18 protein-coding genes and 1 riboswitch are annotated in these 20,777 nt (G+C 72.1%); of the genes, 10 read left to right on the forward strand and 8 right to left on the reverse strand.

Annotation, left to right across the window (positions count from 1 at the left end; genetic code table 11):
• Positions 1-67: 67 nt before the first annotated feature.
• Positions 68-1,237 carry an N-acetylglucosamine-6-phosphate deacetylase gene (locus tag K5S26_RS00810; protein WP_221855086.1) on the reverse strand — a complete coding sequence of 390 codons (1,170 nt, stop codon included), beginning with the start codon at positions 1,235-1,237 and terminating at the stop codon, positions 68-70.
• Between the two features lie 27 nt (positions 1,238-1,264).
• Positions 1,265-1,348: riboswitch (ZMP/ZTP riboswitch) on the forward strand.
• Between the two features lie 33 nt (positions 1,349-1,381).
• Between K5S26_RS00810 and glyA the strand changes: the two genes are divergently transcribed.
• Both glyA and K5S26_RS00820 read left to right on the forward strand, forming a co-directional pair.
• Entirely contained in the window at positions 1,382-2,656 is a 1,275-nt protein-coding gene (gene glyA / locus K5S26_RS00815; RefSeq protein ID WP_221855087.1) for a serine hydroxymethyltransferase, read from the forward strand.
• Between the two features lie 9 nt (positions 2,657-2,665).
• Entirely contained in the window at positions 2,666-3,562 is an 897-nt protein-coding gene (locus tag K5S26_RS00820; protein WP_221855089.1) for a bifunctional methylenetetrahydrofolate dehydrogenase/methenyltetrahydrofolate cyclohydrolase, read from the forward strand.
• Positions 3,563-3,583: 21 nt separating this feature from the next.
• Here K5S26_RS00820 and K5S26_RS00825 read toward each other — a convergent pair whose 3' ends face one another.
• Complete coding sequence (locus tag K5S26_RS00825) at positions 3,584-5,041, reverse strand: XRE family transcriptional regulator (RefSeq protein WP_221855091.1); 1,458 nt, start codon at positions 5,039-5,041, stop codon at positions 3,584-3,586.
• A 116-nt stretch (positions 5,042-5,157) separates the two neighbouring features.
• Between K5S26_RS00825 and K5S26_RS00830 the strand changes: the two genes are divergently transcribed.
• From K5S26_RS00830 to K5S26_RS00840, 3 genes are all read left to right on the forward strand, one after another.
• The gene (locus K5S26_RS00830; RefSeq protein WP_221855092.1) at positions 5,158-7,014 is read left to right on the forward strand and encodes a phosphoenolpyruvate carboxykinase (GTP); all 1,857 of its coding nucleotides are present in this window, start codon (positions 5,158-5,160) and stop codon (positions 7,012-7,014) included.
• Positions 7,015-7,177: 163 nt separating this feature from the next.
• The gene (locus tag K5S26_RS19100; protein WP_221855094.1) at positions 7,178-7,930 is read left to right on the forward strand and encodes an IclR family transcriptional regulator; all 753 of its coding nucleotides are present in this window, start codon (positions 7,178-7,180) and stop codon (positions 7,928-7,930) included.
• 150 nt (positions 7,931-8,080) lie between these two features.
• Complete coding sequence (locus tag K5S26_RS00840) at positions 8,081-9,253, forward strand: 4-hydroxybenzoate 3-monooxygenase (RefSeq protein ID WP_221855096.1); 1,173 nt, start codon at positions 8,081-8,083, stop codon at positions 9,251-9,253.
• 168 nt (positions 9,254-9,421) lie between these two features.
• Here K5S26_RS00840 and K5S26_RS00845 read toward each other — a convergent pair whose 3' ends face one another.
• The 5 genes from K5S26_RS00845 to K5S26_RS00865 form a co-directional block, all read right to left on the reverse strand.
• Positions 9,422-10,288, reverse strand: coding sequence for an ABC transporter ATP-binding protein (locus K5S26_RS00845; RefSeq protein WP_221855098.1), 867 nt, complete (start codon positions 10,286-10,288; stop codon positions 9,422-9,424).
• Complete coding sequence (locus tag K5S26_RS00850; protein WP_221855099.1) at positions 10,278-11,054, reverse strand: ABC transporter permease; 777 nt, start codon at positions 11,052-11,054, stop codon at positions 10,278-10,280. The genes K5S26_RS00845 and K5S26_RS00850 overlap by 11 nt, the downstream gene beginning before the upstream one ends.
• On the reverse strand, positions 11,054-11,896 hold the full coding sequence (locus tag K5S26_RS00855; protein WP_221855101.1) for an ABC transporter permease: 843 nt from the start codon (positions 11,894-11,896) through the stop codon (positions 11,054-11,056). Before K5S26_RS00855 ends, K5S26_RS00850 begins: the two co-directional genes overlap by 1 nt.
• Before the next feature lie 34 nt (positions 11,897-11,930).
• Positions 11,931-12,929, reverse strand: a complete 999-nt coding sequence (locus K5S26_RS00860) for an ABC transporter substrate-binding protein (protein ID WP_221855103.1) — start codon at positions 12,927-12,929, stop codon at positions 11,931-11,933.
• 136 nt (positions 12,930-13,065) lie between these two features.
• On the reverse strand, positions 13,066-13,506 hold the full coding sequence (locus tag K5S26_RS00865) for a MarR family winged helix-turn-helix transcriptional regulator (protein WP_221855105.1): 441 nt from the start codon (positions 13,504-13,506) through the stop codon (positions 13,066-13,068).
• 88 nt (positions 13,507-13,594) lie between these two features.
• On the opposite strand from K5S26_RS00865, the gene K5S26_RS00870 reads away from it, so the two are divergent.
• The 5 genes from K5S26_RS00870 to K5S26_RS00890 all read left to right on the forward strand — a co-directional run bounded on the left by K5S26_RS00870 (position 13,595) and on the right by K5S26_RS00890 (position 18,878).
• Entirely contained in the window at positions 13,595-14,518 is a 924-nt protein-coding gene (locus K5S26_RS00870; RefSeq protein ID WP_221855107.1) for an SDR family oxidoreductase, read from the forward strand.
• A 13-nt stretch (positions 14,519-14,531) separates the two neighbouring features.
• Positions 14,532-15,416 (forward strand): amidohydrolase family protein, encoded by an 885-nt coding sequence (locus K5S26_RS00875; protein ID WP_221855109.1) that lies wholly within the window; start codon positions 14,532-14,534, stop codon positions 15,414-15,416.
• A gap of 37 nt (positions 15,417-15,453) precedes the next feature.
• Positions 15,454-16,650: an acyl-CoA dehydrogenase family protein gene (locus tag K5S26_RS00880; protein WP_221855111.1), complete on the forward strand. Its 1,197-nt coding sequence runs from the start codon at positions 15,454-15,456 to the stop codon at positions 16,648-16,650.
• A gap of 54 nt (positions 16,651-16,704) precedes the next feature.
• Positions 16,705-17,160, forward strand: coding sequence for a MaoC family dehydratase (locus tag K5S26_RS00885; RefSeq protein ID WP_221855114.1), 456 nt, complete (start codon positions 16,705-16,707; stop codon positions 17,158-17,160).
• A gap of 98 nt (positions 17,161-17,258) precedes the next feature.
• Complete coding sequence (locus K5S26_RS00890; protein WP_221855116.1) at positions 17,259-18,878, forward strand: acyl-CoA synthetase; 1,620 nt, start codon at positions 17,259-17,261, stop codon at positions 18,876-18,878.
• A gap of 31 nt (positions 18,879-18,909) precedes the next feature.
• On the opposite strand, the gene K5S26_RS00895 is transcribed toward K5S26_RS00890, so the two are convergent.
• Entirely contained in the window at positions 18,910-20,775 is a 1,866-nt protein-coding gene (locus K5S26_RS00895; protein WP_221855118.1) for an ABC transporter ATP-binding protein, read from the reverse strand.
• Positions 20,776-20,777 lie beyond the last annotated feature (2 nt).

Consider the following 20,777-nt stretch of genomic DNA (forward strand, 5'->3'; position numbering starts at 1 on the left):
ACCGTCACCGTCGCGCGACGACCGGAGACGCCGCCGCTTCGTCCCTGTCCCGTGCTTCTCCGCGTGATCAGATCGGACGGCCCGCGACCCACACCCCGCGCACCGCCGCGAGCGCCGCGTCGAGCAGCACGGCGTCGGCGACGGAGCCCACGGCGAGCGAGCCGATGCCGCGCTCGCCGATCGCGCGCGCCGGCACACGGGTCAGCGCGTCCACCGCCGTCGGGAGCGGGACGCCTGCGCCGACCGCGCGGCGCAGCGCCGCGTCCTGCGTCAGCGTGGAGCCCGCGATCGTGTCGGTGCCGCGCACCCGCGCGACGCCGCCGACGACGTCGACGTCGAGCGCGCCCAGCCGGTACGCGCCGTCGCCCATGCCGGTGGCGGCCATCGCGTCGGTGATCAGGGCGACGCGCCCCGGTGCCGCGGCGAACGCCAGCCGCACCACGTCGTCGTGCACGTGCACGCCGTCGGCGATCAGCTCGAGGGTGACGCGCGGGCTGCGGGCCGCGACGGGGATCGGCCCCGGCTCGCGGTGGTGGATGCCGGGCATGGCGTTGAACGCGTGCGTCAGGATCGTCGCTCCCGCGAGGATCGCCTCCTCCGTCCGGCGCGCGTCGGCGGCCGTGTGCCCGATCGCCGCCGCGGTGCCGAGTCGCACCGCCGTCCTGATCGCGTCGAGACCGCCGCGCAGCTCGGGTGCCAGGGTGATCTGGCGAACGGTCGGTCGCCCGTCGAGGCGCCCCGCCCGCAGCAGCCGCTCGACGACGGCCGGCGCGGGCTCCCGCAGCAGCGTCGTGTCGTGCGCGCCGTGATGCCCGGGGTCGAGGAACGGGCCCTCGAGATGCGAGCCGAGGATCTCCGGGTCCTGCGCGGTGAGGGAGGCGATCTCGGAGACGCGGTGAGCGAGCTCCTCGACGCCCGCGGTGACGAGCGAGACGACGGCGCGGGTGGTGCCGTGGGCGCGATGCACCGCCCGTGCGGCGACGATGCCGTCCAGGCCGGCGTCGTGGGCGCCGCCGCCGGCGCCGTGCGTGTGGATGTCGACGAAGCCCGGCGTCACCACGGCGCCTTCGCCGGCGACCTCCCGCGCGTCGAGGACGTCGTCGCCCGGTGCGGCGGCGGCCTCCCAGCCGCGTCCGGTGCCGCGGTCCGCGATCCGACCGTCGGCCAGGCGCAGCCAGGCGTCGGGCGTCTCCGTCCCGTCGGACACGACGCGGGCGGAATGGAGGATCGCGGCCATGCGACGACCTAAGCACATCCCGTAGACTCGATCTGTCGCGACTGGCGTTGAGGTGGTGTACCACCGGGAAGCGACCGAGACGGCATACGACCGCACGCCTGGGCCGATGCGAAGAGTCCTTCCCGCACGTCGTCTGGAGATCGCATGACCGATCCGCTGTTCAACGCCCCTCTCGCCGAGGTCGACCCCGAGATCGCGGAGGTGCTGCAGCGCGAGCTGGACCGCCAGCGCGGCTTCCTCGAGATGATCGCGTCCGAGAACTTCGTTCCCGTCTCCGTGCTGGAGTCGCAGGGCTCGGTGCTCACCAACAAGTACGCGGAGGGCTACCCGGGCCGTCGCTACTACGGCGGCTGCGAGGTCGTCGACGTCGCGGAGGAGCTCGCGATCGAGCGCGCCAAGGCGCTGTTCGGCGCCGCGTTCGCGAACGTCCAGCCCCACTCGGGCGCATCCGCCAACGCCGCCGTGCTGCACGCGATCGCCCGCCCCGGCGACACCATCCTGGGTCTGTCGCTCGACCATGGCGGCCACCTGACGCACGGCATGAAGATCAACTTCTCGGGCCGCCTCTACGACATCGTCGCCTACGGGGTCGACGCCGAGACGTCGCTCGTGGACATGGACGAGGTGCGCCGCCTCGCGCACGAGCACAAGCCGAAGGTGATCATCGCCGGCTGGTCGGCCTACCCCCGTCAGCTCGACTTCGCGGCGTTCCGCGAGATCGCCGACGAGGTCGGTGCGCTGCTGTGGGTCGACATGGCGCACTTCGCGGGCCTGGTCGCCGCCGGCCTGCACCCGAGCCCGGTTCCCCACGCGCACGTCGTGTCGTCGACCGTCCACAAGACCATCGGCGGTCCTCGCTCCGGCTTCATCCTGAGCAACGACGCGGAGATCGCGAAGAAGATCAACTCCGCCGTGTTCCCCGGTCAGCAGGGCGGCCCGCTCATGCACGTCATCGCGGCCAAGGCCACGGCGTTCAAGCTCGCCGCCACGGACGCCTTCAAGGACCGCCAGGAGCGCACGCTGCGCGGCGCCCGCATCCTCGCCGAGCGCCTCTCCCGGCAGGACGTCGCCGACGCCGGCATCGCGGTGCGCTCGGGCGGCACCGATGTGCACCTCGTGCTGGTCGACCTGCGCGACGCCGCGATCGACGGCAAGCAGGCCGAGGACCTGCTGCACGAGATCCGCATCACCGTGAACCGCAACTCGGTCCCGAACGACCCGCGCCCGCCGATGACCACGTCCGGCCTGCGGATCGGCACGCCCGCCCTCGCGACCCGCGGGTTCGGCGACGCCGAGTTCACCGAGGTGGCCGACGTCATCGCGCTGGCGCTGCAGCCGGGCGCGGACGTGCCCGCCCTGCGCGAGCGCGTGGCCCGTCTGGCGGAAAGCTTCCCCCTCTACCCGGGCCTCGGCGAGTAAGGTCTCGGCATGCCCACGGAGAGTCAGGTAGCCCAGAAGCTGGACGGCGTCGCCACGGCGAAGGCCATCAAGGAGGAGCTGGCGCAGCGCGTCGCCGCGCTGAAGGAGAAGGGCGTGACGCCGGGCATCGCGACGGTGCTGGTCGGCGCCGACCCCGCCTCCCAGCTGTACGTCGGGATGAAGCACCGGCAGTCGGAGGCGATCGGGATGAACTCGATCCAGCGCGAGCTGCCCGCCGACGCCACGCAGGAGCAGGTCGAGGCGCTGATCGACGAGCTCAACGCCGACCCGACGTGCCACGGCTACATCGTGCAGCTGCCGCTGCCGAAGCACCTCGACACGGACGCGGTGCTCGAGCGCATCGATCCCGCGAAGGACGCCGACGGCCTGCACCCGACCAACCTCGGACGCCTCGTGCTCAACGTCAACCACCCCATCTCCACCCCGCTGCCGTGCACGCCCCGCGGCGTCATCGAGCTGCTGACCCGCAACGGCTACGACCTGGCGGGCAAGCACGTCGTCGTCGTCGGCCGGGGCGTGACCATCGGGCGGCCGATGGGGCTGCTGCTCACGCGCAAGGACGTCAACGCGACCGTGACGCAGGTGCACACGGGCACGCCCGATATGGGGCCGTACCTCCGCGAGGCGGACGTCATCGTCGCGGGCGCCGGCGTGAAGCACCTCGTCAAGGCGGAGGACGTCAAGCCCGGCGCCGCTGTGCTCGACGTGGGCGTGACGCGCGAGGACGACCCGGAGACGGGCAAGTCGAAGGTCTACGGCGACGTGCACCCGGACGTCGCCGGGGTCGCCGGCTGGCTGTCGCCGAACCCGGGCGGTGTCGGTCCGATGACGGTGGCGCTGCTGATGACCAACGTGGTGGAGGCCGCGGAGCGCACCGTCGCCTGATCGCGGTCGTCGGGCGCCGGGTCAGGCGCCGACGTGGCGGTCCAGGAACTCGTAGACGGCGGTGTCGTCGACCCCGGGGAACGCCCCGCGGGGGAGCGGCGCGAAGATGTGGGTGTGGACGCGCGCGCTCGGCCAGGCGCGTCCCTTCCAGCGCGCCGACTGCTCGGACGGTGCCCGGCGGCAGCAGCTCTCGTCGGGGCACGTCGAGGTCTCGCGATTCTGGGTCTCGCGCCCGCGCCACCACTTCGCGTCGTCGAAGCGCACGCCGACGGTGATGGAGAACGCGCCGCGCTCGGCCGTCCCCGTCTGGGTGGAGCACCAGAACGTGCCCGCCGGAGTGTCCGTGTACTGGTAGTGCTCGGTGGTGCGGTTCTGCTGGTCGAACGCGTCGCGTGCGGCGAACTTCCGGCACACGATCTGCCCCTCGACCGACCCCGTCACGTCCTCGGGCAGCGGCAGGGCGTCGTTCTCGTACACGCGCTCGATCTGGCCGGCCTCGCCGACGCGCAGGAAGTGCAGCGGCATGCCGAGGTGCTCGGTCATCAGATTGGTCATCCGCATCGCCGCCGCCTCGTGGGTGACGCCGAACGCGTCGCGGAAGTCCTCCACCGCGAGGTTGCGGTCCTTCCGCGCCTGCTGCAGGAAGGCCACCGCGTTCGCCTCGGGCATCAGGCAGCACGCTGCGTAGTAGTTGATCTCGAGGCGCTGCTGCAGGAAGTCGGCGTACGACGTCGGAGGCTGGTGACCGAGCAAGCGGTGCGCCATCGCCTGCAGCGCCATCGACCGCAGGCCATGCCCGCCGGGGATGGAGGCGGGCGGCAGATAGATCCGGCCGTTCTCGAGGTCGGTGATCGACCGGGTGGACGGGGGCAGGTCGTCGGCGTAGATCAGCTCGAAGCCGAGCTGCTCGGCCATGATGCTCACCGTGCGGTGCGTCAACGCCCCCTGCGTGTGGCCGGCCGCGCGCAGCTGCTTCTCCGCGAGGCGCTCGAGATCAGGCAGGTAGTTGTTCAGGCCGCGCATGCGCAGCCGCAGCTCGGTGTTGGCCCGCCGCGCCTCCTCCGGGGTCGCGATGGCCTCGGTCTCGCGCCGCTGCAGCTCGCGATGCAGGCCGAGGATCGCCTCGATCGTCTCGTCGGGCAGCGTCTTGGTGACCTTGACCGGCGGGATGCCGAGGCTGCGGAACACCGAGCTCGACTGCGCGCGCTCGAGCTCGATCTCGAGGGCGGCGCGGCGGTTCGGCGGCTCGCCCGAGATGAGGTCGGTGACCGCGGTCTGCGTCGCGGCGGCGATGGCCTGCAGCAACGACAGCTTCGGCTCCCGCTTGCCGTTCTCGATCAGGCTCAGCTGGCTGCCCGCCACGCCCACGGCCGCGCCGAGCTCGTCGAGCGTGAAGCCCTGCTGCAGACGATGGTGACGGATCCGATGCCCGAGCGTCTTGAGCTCGATGCCGGTCTTCTGGTCGTCCCGGGGGGTCATTCCTTGATCCTATCGAAAGAATCGCGATTCTTTTGGGGCTATGCGGCCGAAAGGGCTGCGCACGGCGGGCGATCCTGGAGAAGTCCCCCCGCAACTCCCCTCGTTAGGAAAACCGGATGGCCATCATCGAGAGCCCCACCGCCCGCACGACGAGCCCGCTCGACGCCTTCGGCGCCCAGCCCGCCGTCGACGGACCGGGAATGGCGGCCCTCGTGGCATGGGTGGACGAGATCGCCGCCCTGACGCAGCCCGACCGGATCCACTGGATCGACGGCTCGGCGGAGGAGAACGCCGCCCTCGTCGAGCAGATGGTGGGGGACGGCACGCTCATCCCGCTCGACGACGAGAAGCGGCCGAACTCGTTCCTGGCCCGCTCGGACGCCGGCGACGTCGCCCGACTCGAGTCGAGGACCTTCATCTGCTCCGAGAGGCGCGAGGACGCCGGCCCGACCAACAACTGGGTCGCGCCCGACGAGATGCGCGCGAAGCTCAGCCCGCTGTTCGAGGGCTCGATGCGCGGACGGACGATGTTCGTCGTGCCGTTCTCGATGGGCAAGATCGGGGGCCCGATCTCGCAGCTCGGCGTGCAGCTGACCGACAGCGCCTACGCGGTCGCCTCCATCGGGATCATGACGCGCGTTGGATCCGAGGTGACCCGCCTGATCGCCGAGGGGACGCCGTTCGTCAAGACCGTCCACTCGGTCGGCGCCCCGCTGGAGCCGGGGGAGCCGGACTCGAGCTGGCCGAGCAACGACGACAAGTACATCGTCCACTACCCCGAGACGCTCGAGGTGTGGTCGTTCGGCTCCGGCTACGGCGGCAACGCGATCCTGGCCAAGAAGTGCTACGCGCTGCGGATCGCGTCGGTGCTGGGCCGTGACCAGGGCTGGATGGCCGAGCACATGCTGCTCATCCGGGTGATCGACCCGAAGGGACGCGCGTACCACGTCGCCGCGGCCTTCCCCTCGGCGTGCGGCAAGACGAACCTCGCCATGCTGCGCCCGACGATCCCGGGGTGGACCGTCGAGACCCTCGGCGACGACATCACCTGGATCCGACCGGGCGAGGACGGCCGCCTCTACGCGATCAACCCCGAGGCCGGCTTCTTCGGCGTCGCGCCGGGCACCGGCGAGTCGACGAACGTCACGGCGGTCGAGACCCTCTGGGGCAACGTCATCTTCACCAACGTCGCGCTGACCGACGACGGCGACGTGTGGTGGGAGGGGCTGACCGACGACGCGCCCGGCCACCTCATCGACTGGCAGGGGCAGGACTGGACGCCGGACGCCGGACGTCCCGCCGCCCACCCGAACTCGCGCTTCACCGTGTCGGCCGCGCAGGCGCCGTCGATCTCCCCCGACTGGGAGGAGGCCGTGCCGCTCGACGTCATCCTGTTCGGCGGTCGCCGTGCGACCAACGTCCCCCTCGTGGTCGAGTCGTTCGACTGGGCCCACGGCGTGTTCCTCGGCTCGACGATCTCGTCCGAGCGCACCGCCGCCGCCGAGGGCACGGTCGGAGAGCTGCGCCGCGACCCGTTCGCCATGATGCCGTTCTGCGGCTACAACATGGCCGACTACTTCGCGCACTGGCTCGAGATGGGCGAGAAGGCCGAGACGCTGCCCGCGGTCTACCAGGTCAACTGGTTCCGCAAGGGCTCGGACGGCCGCTTCCTGTGGCCGGGCTTCGGCGACAACTCGCGCGTCATCGACTGGATCGTCCGCCGCCTGCAGGGCGAGGCGGACGCCGTCGAGACGCCGATCGGGCGGGTCCCCGCCCTGGGCTCGCTGAACCTCGACGGCATCGACGTGCCGGAGGCGGACCTCGACGAGCTGTTCTCCATCGACGCCGACTCCTGGCTCGCGGAGACCGACCTGACCGAGGAGTTCTACGCCCTCTTCGGCGACAAGACCCCGGCGGAGCTGCGAGCGCAGCTGGATGCGCTCCGCGCCCGCCTCCAAGCAGCGAAGGACTGACCGCACACGGTCCTTCGCCGCGCTCGAGCCGGAACCGGCGCCGCAAACGCCCCGGCTCGAACGCGACCAAGAAACGGCCCGCCCCTCTCTTCCGATCCGGGGGCGGGCCGTTCACTCTCTCACGCCGCTCGGCGCACGACGGCCCGTGTGACAGGCTGACTCCGTGGCCAACTCGAGCTCCGGCGAGTCCGTCGCCGAGCGCATCGCGCGGATCCTCGAGACGTTCGACGCCGAGCGATCGGTGCAGACGCCGTCCGAGATCGCGCGTCGAGCCGGGCTGCCGTCGTCGACCGCCCACAGGCTCGTGACGGAGCTCGTCGGGACCGGGCTGCTCGACCGGGACGCCGACGGGCGGGTGCGTCTCGGCATGCACTTGTGGGAGGTCGCCCAGCGCGGCTCGCGCGCGCTCCGGCTGCGGGAGGCGGCGCTGCCGTTCATGGAGCTCGTGCACGCGCGCGTGCGCGAGCACATCCAGCTCGCCGTGCTCGAGCAGGGCGAAGCGCTGTTCCTCGAGCGGCTGTCGGACGCCCGCGCCGTCTCGAACATCACCCGCATCGCGGGCAGGCTGCCGCTGCACGCGTCGTCGTCCGGGCTCGTGCTGCTGGCCTTCGCCGACGACGAGCTGCGAGAGCGCGTCCTCGCGCGGCCCCTCCCGGCGGTGACGGCGGACACGGTGACCGACCCCGGCCGCCTCCGCGAGCTTCTCGCGCGGATCCGGCAGGAGGGCATCGTCGTGGCGCGAGGGTTCGTCGAGCCGGTGTCGACCGGCGTCGCGGTGCCGATCCGGCAGCGGGGGCGCGTGATCGCCGCGCTCTCCGTCGTCTTACCCCGCGAGTCGCCGACGGCGGGTGCCGTGGAGGAGCTCCGCCGTGCGGCCGCCGGGATCTCGCGGAGGCTGGACGAGCCGGCGGAGTGACGCCGGCCCTCGCGCGACCCTTCCCGTTGAACGGGCTGGCGCTCGCGGGGCGTCTTCCCTCCCGGAAGACTCGTCGCATCACGTTTCCCCCGGTCCCGCGGCGCGCACGCCGCCGGGAGCCGTCGGGCAGGCCGTCGAAGGAGACGACAGATGAACGAACGCACCCGCGTCGCGATCGTGGGAGCGGGCCCCGCGGGCCTGCTCCTCGCGCACCTGCTGGATCGGGAGGGCATCGCGTCGATCGTGATCGACTCGCGCTCCCGGGAGGAGATCGAGTCGACGATCCGTGCCGGCATCCTCGAGCAGGGCACCGTCGAGATCCTGCACGAGACCGCGGCCTCGACGCGCGTGCTCGAGGCCGGCACCCGGCACGACGGCATCGAGCTGCGGTTCGCCGGGGCGGGACACCGCATCGACTTCGCGGAGACCGTCGGGCGGGGCGTCTGGCTGTACCCGCAGCACGAGGTGCTCAAGGACCTGATCGCGGCGCGCCTCGCCGCCGGCCAGGACCTGCGCTTCGGAGTGAGCGCCGTCGCGCTCGATGACGTCGAGACGTCGCGTCCCCGCGTGATCGCCCGGGGGCCGGGCGGCGAGCGGATCGAGATCGAGGCGGACGTCGTGATCGGCGCCGACGGCTCTCGCGGCGTGACCCGCGAGGCGGTGACCGGGCCCCACGGCGGGTTCTACCGCGAGTACCCCTTCGCGTGGTTCGGCGTGCTCTGCGAGGCGCCGCCGTCGGCGGACGAGCTGATCTACAGCAGCTCGCCCGACGGGTTCGCGCTGATCAGCCAGCGCAGCCCGACCGTGCAGCGGATGTACTTCCAGTGCGATCCGGACGACGACCCCGCCGCCTACTCCGAGAGCGAGCTCTGGGACGTCCTCCAGTCACGCGTGCCCGGGACGACGCTGCACGAGGGGCCGATATTCCAACGCGACGTGCTGCGGTTCCGCAGCTTCGTCGCCCACCAGCTGCGCCGGGGGCGGGCGATCCTCGTGGGCGACGCCGCCCACACCGTCCCGCCGACCGGAGCCAAGGGCATGAACCTGGCCGTCGCCGACGTCGTCCTGTTGTCCGACGCCCTGCGCGCGCTGCTGCTCGAGGCGGACGAGCGCCCGCTCGACGCCTATCCGGATCGTGCCCTCGAGCGCATCTGGAAGGCCCAGCACTTCTCGTGGTGGATGACCAGCATGCTGCACGTCGCGCCGGACGCGTCTCCCTTCGATCGGGCGCGACAGCTCGGCGAGCTGCGCTCCGTCGTCGGCTCCGCGCACGGCCGGGCGTACCTCGCCGAGGCGTACACCGGCTGGCCGCTCGCGCGCTGACGCGACGGGACAGCACCCGCCCGCTTCGGGCCGCACCTGCCGCGTGAGACCGCACCTGCCGTGTGAGACCGGGGGTGACGTGGGCGGTGTCGCCCAGCGGATCCGGTCTCACACGGCGGATGCGGTGTCGCGAGCGGCCGCGCCGCGCGTGCCGGCGGGGCGCGCGGCTCAGCCGACCCGGGCGTCGTCCGGGCGGAAGCCGCGCTTGGCGAGCTGGATCTGCTCGTACACGTGGTGGCGCAGCTCGGTGAAGCGGGGCAGCGCCCGCGTCTCGAGCTGATCGCGCTGGTCCGGCAGGTCGATCACCAGGTCCTCCTGGATCACGGTCGGCGACGACGAGAGGATGATCACGCGCGAGGCGAGGTACACCGACTCGTCGATGTCGTGCGTGACGAACAGGACCGTGACGCCCAGGCGTTCCCGCACCTGCCGCACGAGGTCCTCGAGGTCGGCGCGCGTCTGCGCGTCGACCGCCGCGAAGGGCTCGTCCATGAGCAGCATCTCGGGCTGGTACGCGATGGCACGGGCGATCGCCACGCGCTGCTGCATGCCGCCCGACAGCTGCCAGGGGTACGAGCGCGGCACGTGCGCCAGCCCGACGCTCTCGAGCGCCTCGGCGACCAGCTCGGCGCGGCGCGCCTTGGGGACGCCGGCGTTCTTCAGCGGCAGCTCGACGTTGTCGGCCACCCGGAGCCACGGGAACAGCGAGCGGCCGTACTCCTGGAACACGACCGCCATCTTCTTCGGCGGCCCGGTGACGCGCCTGCCGTCGAGCACCACCTCGCCCTCGGTCGGATCGAGCAGCCCCGCGATGCACTTCAGAAGCGTGGTCTTCCCCGACCCCGACGGGCCGACGAGGCACGTCAGCTCGTTGCGGCCGAGATCGAACGTGAGGTCGCGCACCGCCTCGATGTCGCCGCCGTCGGTCTCGTAGACCTTCTTCAGCCCGCGCACCGACAGCAGCGTCTGCTCCGGCGCCAGGGTGCGTCCGCGGCCGGCGACGACCGCGGCGGGGATGTCGTTCTCAGGAGGCATTCTGCAGTTCCTTCAGTCCGTGGTACCAGCGCAGGACGCGGCGCTCGACGAGTTTGAACAGCAGCGAGACCGCGTAGCCGAGAAGCCCGAGCAGCAGGATGCCGCTCCACATCTGCGGCACCGCGAAGCTGCGCTGCAGCTGGATGATCGAGAAGCCGAGCCCCGACGAGGCGTAGAGCATCTCGCTGATCACCATGAGGATGATCCCGATGGGCAGGCTCTGCCGCACGCCCGCCAGGATCTGCGGCGCCGCCGAGGGCAGCACCTGGTACCGCACGCGGCCGAGGCCGTGGATGCCGTACGAGCGGCTGGTCTCGGTCTGCACGTCGTCCGCCGCGCGGACGCCCTCGATGGTGTTGAGGATGACGGGCCAGATCGCGCCGAACGCGATCACGGCGATCCGCATGTCGTCGCCGATCCCGATCACGAGCGCGAAGACCGGGATCAGCACCGGGGGCGGGATGGCGCGGAAGAACTCGAACACCGGCTCGGTGAACGCCCGCAGCGCGCGGCTCAGGCCGACGCCCAGCCCGATCAGCACGCCGAGCACGATGGCGATCGCGGTGCCGGCCAGGAAGCGTCCGAGGCTCGGCAGCACGTCCGTGAGCAGCCGGTCGCCGATCCAGACCTCGAAGAACTGGCTCACGAGCGGCACGGGCTTGGGTACGAAGATGCTGGTGGCGCCGAGCGACGCGATCCACCAGATCGCGATCAGGATCAGCGGGAGCCCGAGCGCGTAGGCCAGGCCGATCAGCGACCGGCGCATCAGGACTCTCCTCGCACGGACTGGTGCCAGGAGAGCAGGCGCCGCTCGGCCGTCCGCACGCCGAGGTTGATCACCACGCCCAGCAGTCCGGTGAGGAGCACCAGCGCGTAGGTGGAGGCGTACAGGCCCGCGTCCTTCGCGAGGCCCGCCTGCTTGCCGACCCCCGGGGTGCCGATCACGAGCTCGGCGGTGATCGCCAGGATCAGCGCGACGGCGGCCGCGAGGCGGAAGCCCGTGAGCAGGTAAGGGAGCATCGTCGGGAACACCACGTCGCGCACGCGCTGCCACCACGAGAAGCCGTAGCTGCGCGCGGTGCTCATGGCGACCGCGTCGACGTCCGCGACGCCGTAGAGCACCTGGATGAAGATCTGCCAGAACGCGCCGTACGTGATGATCAGGAGGCTCTGCTGCAGCGGCACCGCGAACGCGAGCACGGCCAGCGGGATGAGCGCCACGGACGGGATCGGCCGCAGGAACTCGACGGTCGACCGCGTGGCGCGCGACAGGAACGGCGACAGGCCGATCACGATGCCGAGCGGCACTGCCAGCACCAGGGCGAGGAGCATGCCGAGCGCCCACGACCACAGGGTCTGGCCCACCGCGACCCAGGTGCCGGTGAGCGCGGCGTTCGCCCCGAACGTCACGAGCACCTCGGAGGCCGGCGGCAGGTAGGTCGGGTTCACGGCGCCGGTGCGCGAGGCGATCTCCCAGATCAGCAGGAAGGTCAGGATGCCGGCGAGCCCGAGGAGCAGGCGGCGGGGACGGAACCGCCGCCGCCTGCGTCGGGCCTGGGCCACGGCGACCGTGCGGGTGATCGTGTCGTGGGGTGCGGGGGAGGTCATCGGATCGGGCCTCGGGTCTGGCGCGCTCGCGCGGTCAGTCGAGGATGACCGTCTCGAGGTCCGGCGCGCTCGTCAGGAACTCGAACTTCTGCGCCAGGTCGCTGAGGTCGGCGATCAGCTGCGGGTCGAGCTCGGCGTCCAGGCGCTCGAGGCGCAGGTCGGCGGCCGCGGCCTCGGGCATGCCCGTGAACTCGGAGATGGTCTGGCCGAATCCCTCACGGTCCTCGGTGGCGGCGGCGAGCGTCTCGGACACGGCGCCGCGCCACGCCTCCAGCAGCTCCGCGTCCTCGCCCACGGCGCCGGACGTGAAGGTGACCATGGTCGGCAGGCCGGGGATCGTCTCCTGGTTGGGGTGCCCCACGACCGTGTACGTGTCGGGGTCGGCGAGCGCGGCGGACAGGAACGGCTCGGGGATCCAGACCGCGTCGACGTTGCCGCCGTCGAGCTGGGCGAGCGCGTCCGGGAACGCCACCTCGATGTACTCCACGGCGCTCGGGTCGCCGCCGTCCTGCTCCACCGCCTCGTCGATCGTCAGGTCGCCCTGCGTCTTCACGGCGTTGACCGACACCTTCTTGCCCTCGAGGTCGGACCACGACTCGATGCCCTCCCCGGCGCGGGCGACGACGGCGTTGATGTCGTCGCCCTCGGCCAGCGAGAACGAGTAGCCGGAAGCGATCCGGACGTCGACGCCCTGGCTCGCCGCGGTGAGCACGGACAGCGGGTTGCCGACGCCGAAGTCGTACTGGCCGGTGGAGACGGCCGGCAGCATGGCGGCGCCGCCCTGGGCCATCTGCACCGTGACGTCGAGGCCGTGCTCCTCGAAGATGCCCTCGTCGATGCCGTACTGCACCGCCGCGGCGGGCGCGATGGCGAGCAGCCCGACCGTGATCGGGGTGAGGTCGCCGCCGCCCTCGGCGGCCGGCGCGGTCTCGGTCTCGGCGGGGCCGCTGGGGGAGCCGCTGCTGCACGCGGCGAGGGAGAGGACGCCGACCGTGGCGAGGGCGGCGGCGGAGAAGATGCGGGTGCGGGACATGATGCTCAGTTACTCCTTTGTGACTGAGGGAGCGCCGGGTCGGCGCGGGATGGCCTCAGTGAACACCGAGCCGTTGAGGAAGTCAATGGTTGCGAATGTCACGGGACTGCATCGTCCGGCCGGGGAGGAGAACCGGTCAGGCGGCGAAGGCGAGACGCATCAGCAGCTCGCGCAGCTGCTGACGCTCGGCGTCGTCCAGCACGTCGAGCGTCTCCTCCTCGCTCTCGCGCACCGCCAGTGCCGCCGCGGCGTGGGTGCGGCGGCCGTCGTCGGTGGCGACGATGACCTTCGCGCGGCGATCGTTCTCGTCGGGCTCGCGCGCCACGAGGCCTCGTTGCTGCAGATCGTCGACGAGCGCCACGACCTGGCTGGGGTCGAGCCAGAGGTACTCGGCGATGTCGCGCTGCGACAGGCGGGCCTCGGCGACGGCGAGCGCGAGCACCGAGTACGACCGCACCCGGAGTCCGTGCGCCGCCAGCGCGTCGTGCGTCGCGGCGAGGGAGCGGGCGTTGGCGCGCGCCATCAGGAACGCGGTGTCGTCCACGAGAGGCAGGTGTGCGCGCAGCTCGCTGTTCATATCGGGGACTGTAGCAAAGTGGATGAAATCAATCGTTGACATCATCAAGAGTCTGCGCTTCGATGATCCCGATCGAAGGAGATTACCCATGACGCTCACCGGCAAGGTCGCCATCGTCACCGGATCGGGCCGCGGGCTCGGCCTCGCCTACGCCCAGGAGCTCGCCCGCCAGGGAGCCTCCGTCGTCGTGAACGACGTGGTCGAGTCCGCCGCCGACGCCGCGGTCCGCGCCATCGCCGACGCAGGCGGCGCCGCCACCGCGGTCGTCGCACCGGTCGGCCCGACCGAGACCGCGAAGCAGCTCGTCGACGCGGCCTTCGAGACCTATGGGCGACTCGACATCGTCGTCACGAACGCCGGCGTGCTGCGCGACACCGTGCTGTGGAAGATGAGCGACGACGACTTCGACACCGTGATCGGCGTGCATCTGCGCGGCACCTTCACGATCGTCCGCGAGGCGGCGATCCGCCTGCGCGAGCAGGGGGAGGGCGGCCGGATCATCGCGATCGGCTCGCCCACCGGCCAGCGAGGCAACTTCGGTCAGACCAACTACGCCGCCGCGAAGGCCGGCATCGTCGGGATGGTGCGCACCTGGGCCCTCGAGCTGAAGCGGGCGAGCATCACGGCCAACGCGGTCATCCCCGTCGCGGCGACCGCGATGACCGCGACCGTGCCGTACTTCGCCTCCGCCGTCGCGGCCGACGAGAAGGGCGAGCCCATGCCGCGGTTCTTCCGCCACGACCTCGGCTTCGGCACGGCGGCCGACGTCGCCGGCCTGGTCGCGTTCCTCGCGTCGGACGAGGCCGCGGGGGTGACGGGACAGGCGATCGGCGTGGGCGGCGACCGGCTGCAGCTCTGGTCGCACCCCGAGCCGGTCGCGACGGCCTACCGGGAGGGCGGCTGGACGTACGACGCCCTGGTGGAGTCCTTCGCCGCCGAGGTCGGCGAGCTGCAGTCGCTGGGAGAGACCTTCCCGCCCCTGCCCGACGAGCTGCAGCCGCCGCAGGCCTGATCGGACCGCCGACATGACGCGCTACGAGCCCGCGATCGACTTGGACGCCATCGAGGCGATCGACAGCCATGTGCACATCGAGGTCGACGGACACGGGCGCTCGTCGCTGCCGCCCGACCTTCAGGACGCCGCGAGCCGATACTTCCGAGCCGACGGCCCGCGGCCCGACCTGGACGGCGTGGCGGCGTACTACCGCGAACGGCGGATGGCGGCGGTGGTGTTCACCGTCGACGCCACGACCAACCTCGGCCAGGCGCCGATCTCGAGCGCCGAGATCGCCGAGGGCGCGGCACGCAACAACGACGTGCTGATCCCGTTCGGCTCGGTCGACCCGAACCGGCCGGACGCGCTCGACGAGATGCGACGGCTGCTCGAGGACCACGGGGTGCGCGGCTTCAAGTTCCACCCGACGGTGCAGGGATTCGACCCGGGCGAGGAGCGCTTCCACGACGTCTACGCTCTGCTGCAGGACGCGGGCGTCCCCGCGCTCTTCCACACCGGCCAGACCGGGATCGGCGCCGGCATGCCCGGTGGGCGGGGCCTCCGGCTCGCGCTGTCGAACCCCATGCTGCTCGACGGGGTCGCCGCGGCCTTCCCGACGCTGCAGATCGTGATGGCGCACCCGTCCGTGCCCTGGCAGGACGAGGCGCTCTCGGTCGCGACGCACAAGCACTCGACGTGGATCGACCTGTCGGGATGGAGCCCGAAGTACTTCCCGGCCGAGCTCGTGCGGCACGCCAACTCGCTGCTGCGCGATCGGGTGCTGTTCGGCTCCGACTTCCCGCTCCTCACCCCGGATCGCTGGATGCGGGACGCCGAGGCCGTCGGGCTCTTCAAGCCCGAGGTGGTGCCCGGCATCATGAAGGACAACGCCGCCCGCCTGCTGGGGCTCTCGTGAGAGCCAGCCTCGCGCACGGCGCATTCGGGAGGACGCGATGACCGACGGGGATTCCTCGACGACCGTCGACGCCGTGCTGGAGCGCTACGGCTTCGCGGAGCGCCACCTCAGCGCGGCCGCCCGAGCGGCGCTCGACGGCCTGTCGGCCACCCTGCGGCGCGACATCGTGCCGCTCATGGCCGATGCGTGGGAGCGCGCCGTGATGCCGGACGCCGTGCTCGACGCACTGGTGCCGCTGCGGCTGATGGACCCCGAGGGGGTGGCGGTCGAGGAGGCCGACTCGAGCACGTTCTCGGGCTTCCGCTGCCTCACGCTCGCCCGAGCCGACGTCTCGGTCGCGACCGCGTACACCGCCCAGGCGGGGCTGTTCCGCACCGCCATCCGGTACGGCGGCTCAGCCGAGCAGGCGGCGCGGTGGGATCCGCTGGTGCGCTCCTTCGAGATGAGGGGGGCCTTCTGCCTCACCGAGCCCGATCACGGCTCCGACATCGCCGGAGGGCTGGCCACGCGGGCGCGGCGGGAGGGCGACACGTGGACCATCGACGGCGAGAAGCGATGGATCGGCGGCGCCGCCACCGCGGACGTCCTCGCCGTCTTCGCACGCGACGACGCCGACGGACGGATCAAGGCCTTCCTCGTCGACAGGAACGCCCCCGGCGTCGATGTCCGGGGCATCCGCGGCAAGGTGTCGCTGCGTCCCATGCAGAACACCCACATCGTGCTGCGCGGCGTCCGCGTGGAGGAGGACAGGCGTCTCCATGGGGTCGAGTCGTGGCGCGACGTCGCCGCGCTCCTGCGTCGCATGCGCTCGGACGTCGCGTGGATCGCGACGGGGCTGCAGGCCGGTGCCCTCGACGCCGCCCTGACGTACACGGCGCGTCGCGAGCAGTTCGGGCGTGCGCTCGGGGGCTTCCAGCTCGTGCAGGAGAAGCTCGCCCGGATGCTCGGCAACGTCACCTCGTCGCTCGCCCTCGTCACCGCGCTGTCCGCCCGGCAGGACGCCGGCGTGTGGAGCGACGAGAACTCCGCGCTGGCGAAGATGGTCACCGCCGAGCGTGCGCGCGAGACGGCAGCGCTCGCCCGGGAGGTGCTGGGCGGCAACGGGCTGCTGCTCGAGCACGACGCCGCCCGGTTCTTCGCCGACGCCGAGGCCGTCTACTCGTACGAGGGCACCCACGAGATCAACGCGCTCATCGTCGGACGCTCGCTCACGGGGGCCTCCGCCTTCGCCTGAGCACGCCGCCGCGCACCACCACCACGCACCACCGCCACGCACCCGGAGGAGAACATGACCACCACCGCCACCTTCGACGAGCTCGCCTCGCTCGCCGGCGCCGACCTCGGCTGGACCGAGTGGGCCGAGATCGCGCAGGACCGCGTCGACACGTTCGCCGACGCCGTCGACGACCACCAGTGGATCCACACCGATCCGGCCACCGCGGCCGACGGGCCGTTCGGCGGCCCGATCGCACACGGCTTCCTCACGCTCTCGCTCGCCACGCGGTTCTGGAGCGAGCTGCTGGAGACCGAGGGGGTCACCACCAAGGTCAACTACGGCCTCGACCGGGTGCGCTTCGTCTCGCCCGTGCCCGTCGGCTCGCGGGTCCGCATGAACGCCGTCGTCGCGGAGGTCGAGGAGGTCAAGGGCGACGGCGTGCAGCTCACGGTCGACCAGACCCTCGAGATCGAGGGCGGCGAGCGCCCCGCCGTCATCGCCCGCGGCCTCTACCGCTTCTACCGCTGAGTCCCGACCCCGGCGGCCCGTCGCGTCGCCCGGCCGACGCCCGTCGGCAGAGCCGGACGCCCCCACCCATCCGATCGCCTTCAACGACGAGGAGCGAGATGACCCACCCCGGAATCGGCGCGTGGCCCTCCACCCGCCGCACCAGGACCCCCGACAAGACCGCGCTGATCTTCGGCGACGCGTCGTACACCTACCGAGAGTTCGCCGACGCGGCCGACCGGATCGCCGCGGTGCTCGCGACGAAGGGCATCGGCAAGGGCGACGCCGTCGCGTACATCGGCGAGAACAGCCCCGCCTTCCTGCAGACCCTGTTCGGGGTCGCGCAGCTGGGCGCCGTGTTCGTGCCGATCAACACCCGGCTCGCCCCGCCCGAGGTGGCGCACGTGCTGACCGACAGCGGAGCCCGCGCGGTGATCTACGACCCCGAGCTGCACGACAAGATCGCGCCGGGCGTCGAGTCGGGCGGCATCCCCCACGTCATCCCGACCGGCGACGGCGACGACGACGAGCCCGGCCTGCGACGGCTGATGACGCGACCGACGGGCGGACACGTCGACGTGCCGGTCGCGCCCGAGGACCCGGCGGCGATCCTCTACACCTCCGGCACCACCGGCCGGGCGAAGGGAGCGGTGCTCACCCACGCCAACCTCACGTGGGTGTCGCTCAACTGCGTGATCGACTACGACCTCGTCTCGTCGGACGTGGCGCTGCTGATCTCGCCGCTCTTCCACGCGGCGGCGCTCGGCATGGGCGCGCTGCCCCTGGTCCTCAAGGGCGGCACGATCGTGCTCGAGAAGGGGTTCGATCCGGGTCGCGCGCTGGCGCTGGTCCAGCAGCACCGCATCACGATGCTGAGCGGCGTTCCCACGACGTACCAGCTGATGGCAGACCACCCCGACTGGGCCGGCACGGACCTGTCGAGCCTCAACCGCCTCACGTGCGGCGGCTCCGCCGTGCCGACCCGGATCCTCGACGTCTACGAGGAGCGCGGGCTGAGCTTCACGCAGGGCTACGGCATGACCGAGACCTCGCCCGGCCACACCGCGCTTCCCGCCGATCGCACGCGCGACAAGCAGGGCAGCGTCGGCCTGCCGCACTTCTTCTCCGCCGTGCGGATCGCCGACGAGAACGGCGACGTCGTGCCGCGCGGCACCGTCGGCGAGATCGAGGCGCGCGGGCCGAACGTGTTCCCCGGCTACCTGAACCTGCCGGACGCGAACGAGGCGGCCTTCACCGAGGACGGCTGGTTCCGCACCGGCGACATGGGCTATCTCGACGCCGACGGCTACCTGTTCATCGCCGACCGGCTGAAGGACATGGTGATCTCCGGCGGCGAGAACATCTACCCGGCGGAGGTCGAGAACCACCTCTTCGACATCGAGGGCGTCACGGGCGCCGCCGTCATCGGCGTGCCCGACCCGAGATGGGGCGAGGTGCCGTGGGCGATCCTCACCGTGCAGGAGGGCGTCGAGGTCACCACCGATCAGGTGCGCGCCCACCTGGACGGGCGCATCGCCCGGTACAAGATCCCCAAGAACGTCGTCGTCGTGGACGACCTGCCGCGCACGGCTTCGGGAAAGGTGCGCAAGGCCGACCTGCGGGCGCGCTTCGGCGCCGGCGCGGAGGTCGCCCATCCCACCGGAACGGCCATCCCGTGGCAGACGGAGACCATCCGGACGGCACCGGCGAAGCGCCGACGGGGCCGCCCCCGGGAGTAGGCCGCGGCGCGTCCCACGCCGCGGCCCGCGCTCACACCAGCAGCTGGTGGCGGGCGAGATCGCGGTAGAGGGGGACGTCCCGCACGAGCTCGCTGTGCGTGCCCTGCCCGACGACCTCGCCGCGATCCAGCACCACGATGCGGTCGCTGTCGACCACGGTCGACAGGCGATGCGCGATCACGAGCAGGGTGCGCCCCTCGGCGACCGCGTCGATCGCGTCGCGCATGAGCTGCTCGTTGAGACCGTCCAGCGACGACGTCGACTCGTCGAGCAGCAGGATCGGCGGCGCCGCGAGCAGGGCCCGCGCGATCGCGAGCCGCTGGCGCTCGCCGCCGGAGAGCATCACGCCGTCCTCGCCCACCGGGGTGTCGACGCCGAACGGCGACCGGTCGATCACGCCGCCGAGGTTCACCGCGCGCAGCACACGCTCGCAGTCGGCGTCGGAGGCGTCCGGCGACGCGAGGCGCAGGTTGTCGGCGATCGTGCCGGCGAGCGTGGGAGCGTCCTGCTCGACGTAGCCGAACCGGGCGCGCACGTCCTCCCGCGACAGCTCGCGGATGTCCTGGCCGTCGAGCTCGATGCGGCCGGAGGACGGGTCGTAGAACCGCTCGAGCAGCGCGAGCACGGTGGACTTGCCGGCGCCGCTCGGCCCGACGAGCGCCACGCGGGCGCCGCGCGGCACCTCGAAGGTCACTCCCCGCAGCACGTCCTCCGTGACGGCGACCGTCGCGTCGTCGTCCTCCGACAGCGGCACGTGCGCCTCGACCGCCTCCCTCGCCGCGCGCTCGCGAGCGGCCACCGACGCCTCCGGGTACCGGAAGCGGATGTCGCGGAACGCCAGGGCGGGGGCGTCCGCGACCGGGGCGGCCGGTCGAGGGGCGGCATCCGTCGACGTCTCGTCGGGCAGGTCGAGCACCTCCTGGATGCGGCCGAGCGCGCCCAGCGCCTGCCCCACGCTGGCGATCGCGCCGAAGGCGGAGGCGAGCGGCATGACCAGCAGGAACAGGAACATGACGAACGTCACCAGGCTCGACACGGCCACGGCGCCCGACGCCACGCGCATCCCGCCGACGCCCAGGACGACGAGCATCGACGCCTGCAGCGCCACGCCGGCGATCGGCACGACGAGCGCGGAGGCGCGCGCGACCTCGACACCGGACTCGTAGGCCTGCGACGCCTTCGCGGCGACCGCCTGCTCCTCGCGTGCTGTCGCACCGGCGGCGCGGATGGTGCGCACGGCGCCGATCGCGCGCTCGATGCCGCTCGTCAGCTCGCCGACGCGCTGCTGCTGCTGCGCCGTGGCGCGGCGCATCCGGCCGCTCAACGCCACGACCGCCACCACGCTGGCGCCGATCACCCCGACGATGCTGAGCAGCAGGACGGGGTCGATCACGAGCATCGCGATCAGCGCACCGATGAACAGCAGGACGCTGCCCACGCTGTCGGCGAGGCCCTGCGTCAGCACCGCGTAGAGCATGGTCGTGTCCGTGCCGACCCGGGACACCAGGTCGCCGGTGCGGCGGGCGTCGAACTCGGACACCGGCAGGTGCAGGATGCGTGCGATCAGCCTCCGCCGGCTCGACAGCACCACGGCCGTGCCCGTGCGCTGCAGCAGGAAGTGCTGATACGCGCTGATCGCGGACGAGACCACGACGAACAGCACGAGAGCCCACACCAGGAGGCCCAGGGGCTCGGAGGTCTGTACCCGCTCGATGACCTGGCCGATGAGCAGCGGCTGCACCAGCGTCGCGAGAGCGCCGAGCATGCTGAGCACCGAGACCCAGACCAGCACGCGTTTGTGCTCGAACAGGAAGGGCAGCAGCTGGCGGAAGGTCGCGCGGGGACCGTCGTCCTTACGGGGGCGGGCGAACGGATTGCGACGGGGGCTGTCGGGCATGG

Source organism: Microbacterium marinilacus (assembly GCF_019753765.1).
GTDB lineage: Bacteria > Actinomycetota > Actinomycetes > Actinomycetales > Microbacteriaceae > Microbacterium > Microbacterium marinilacus.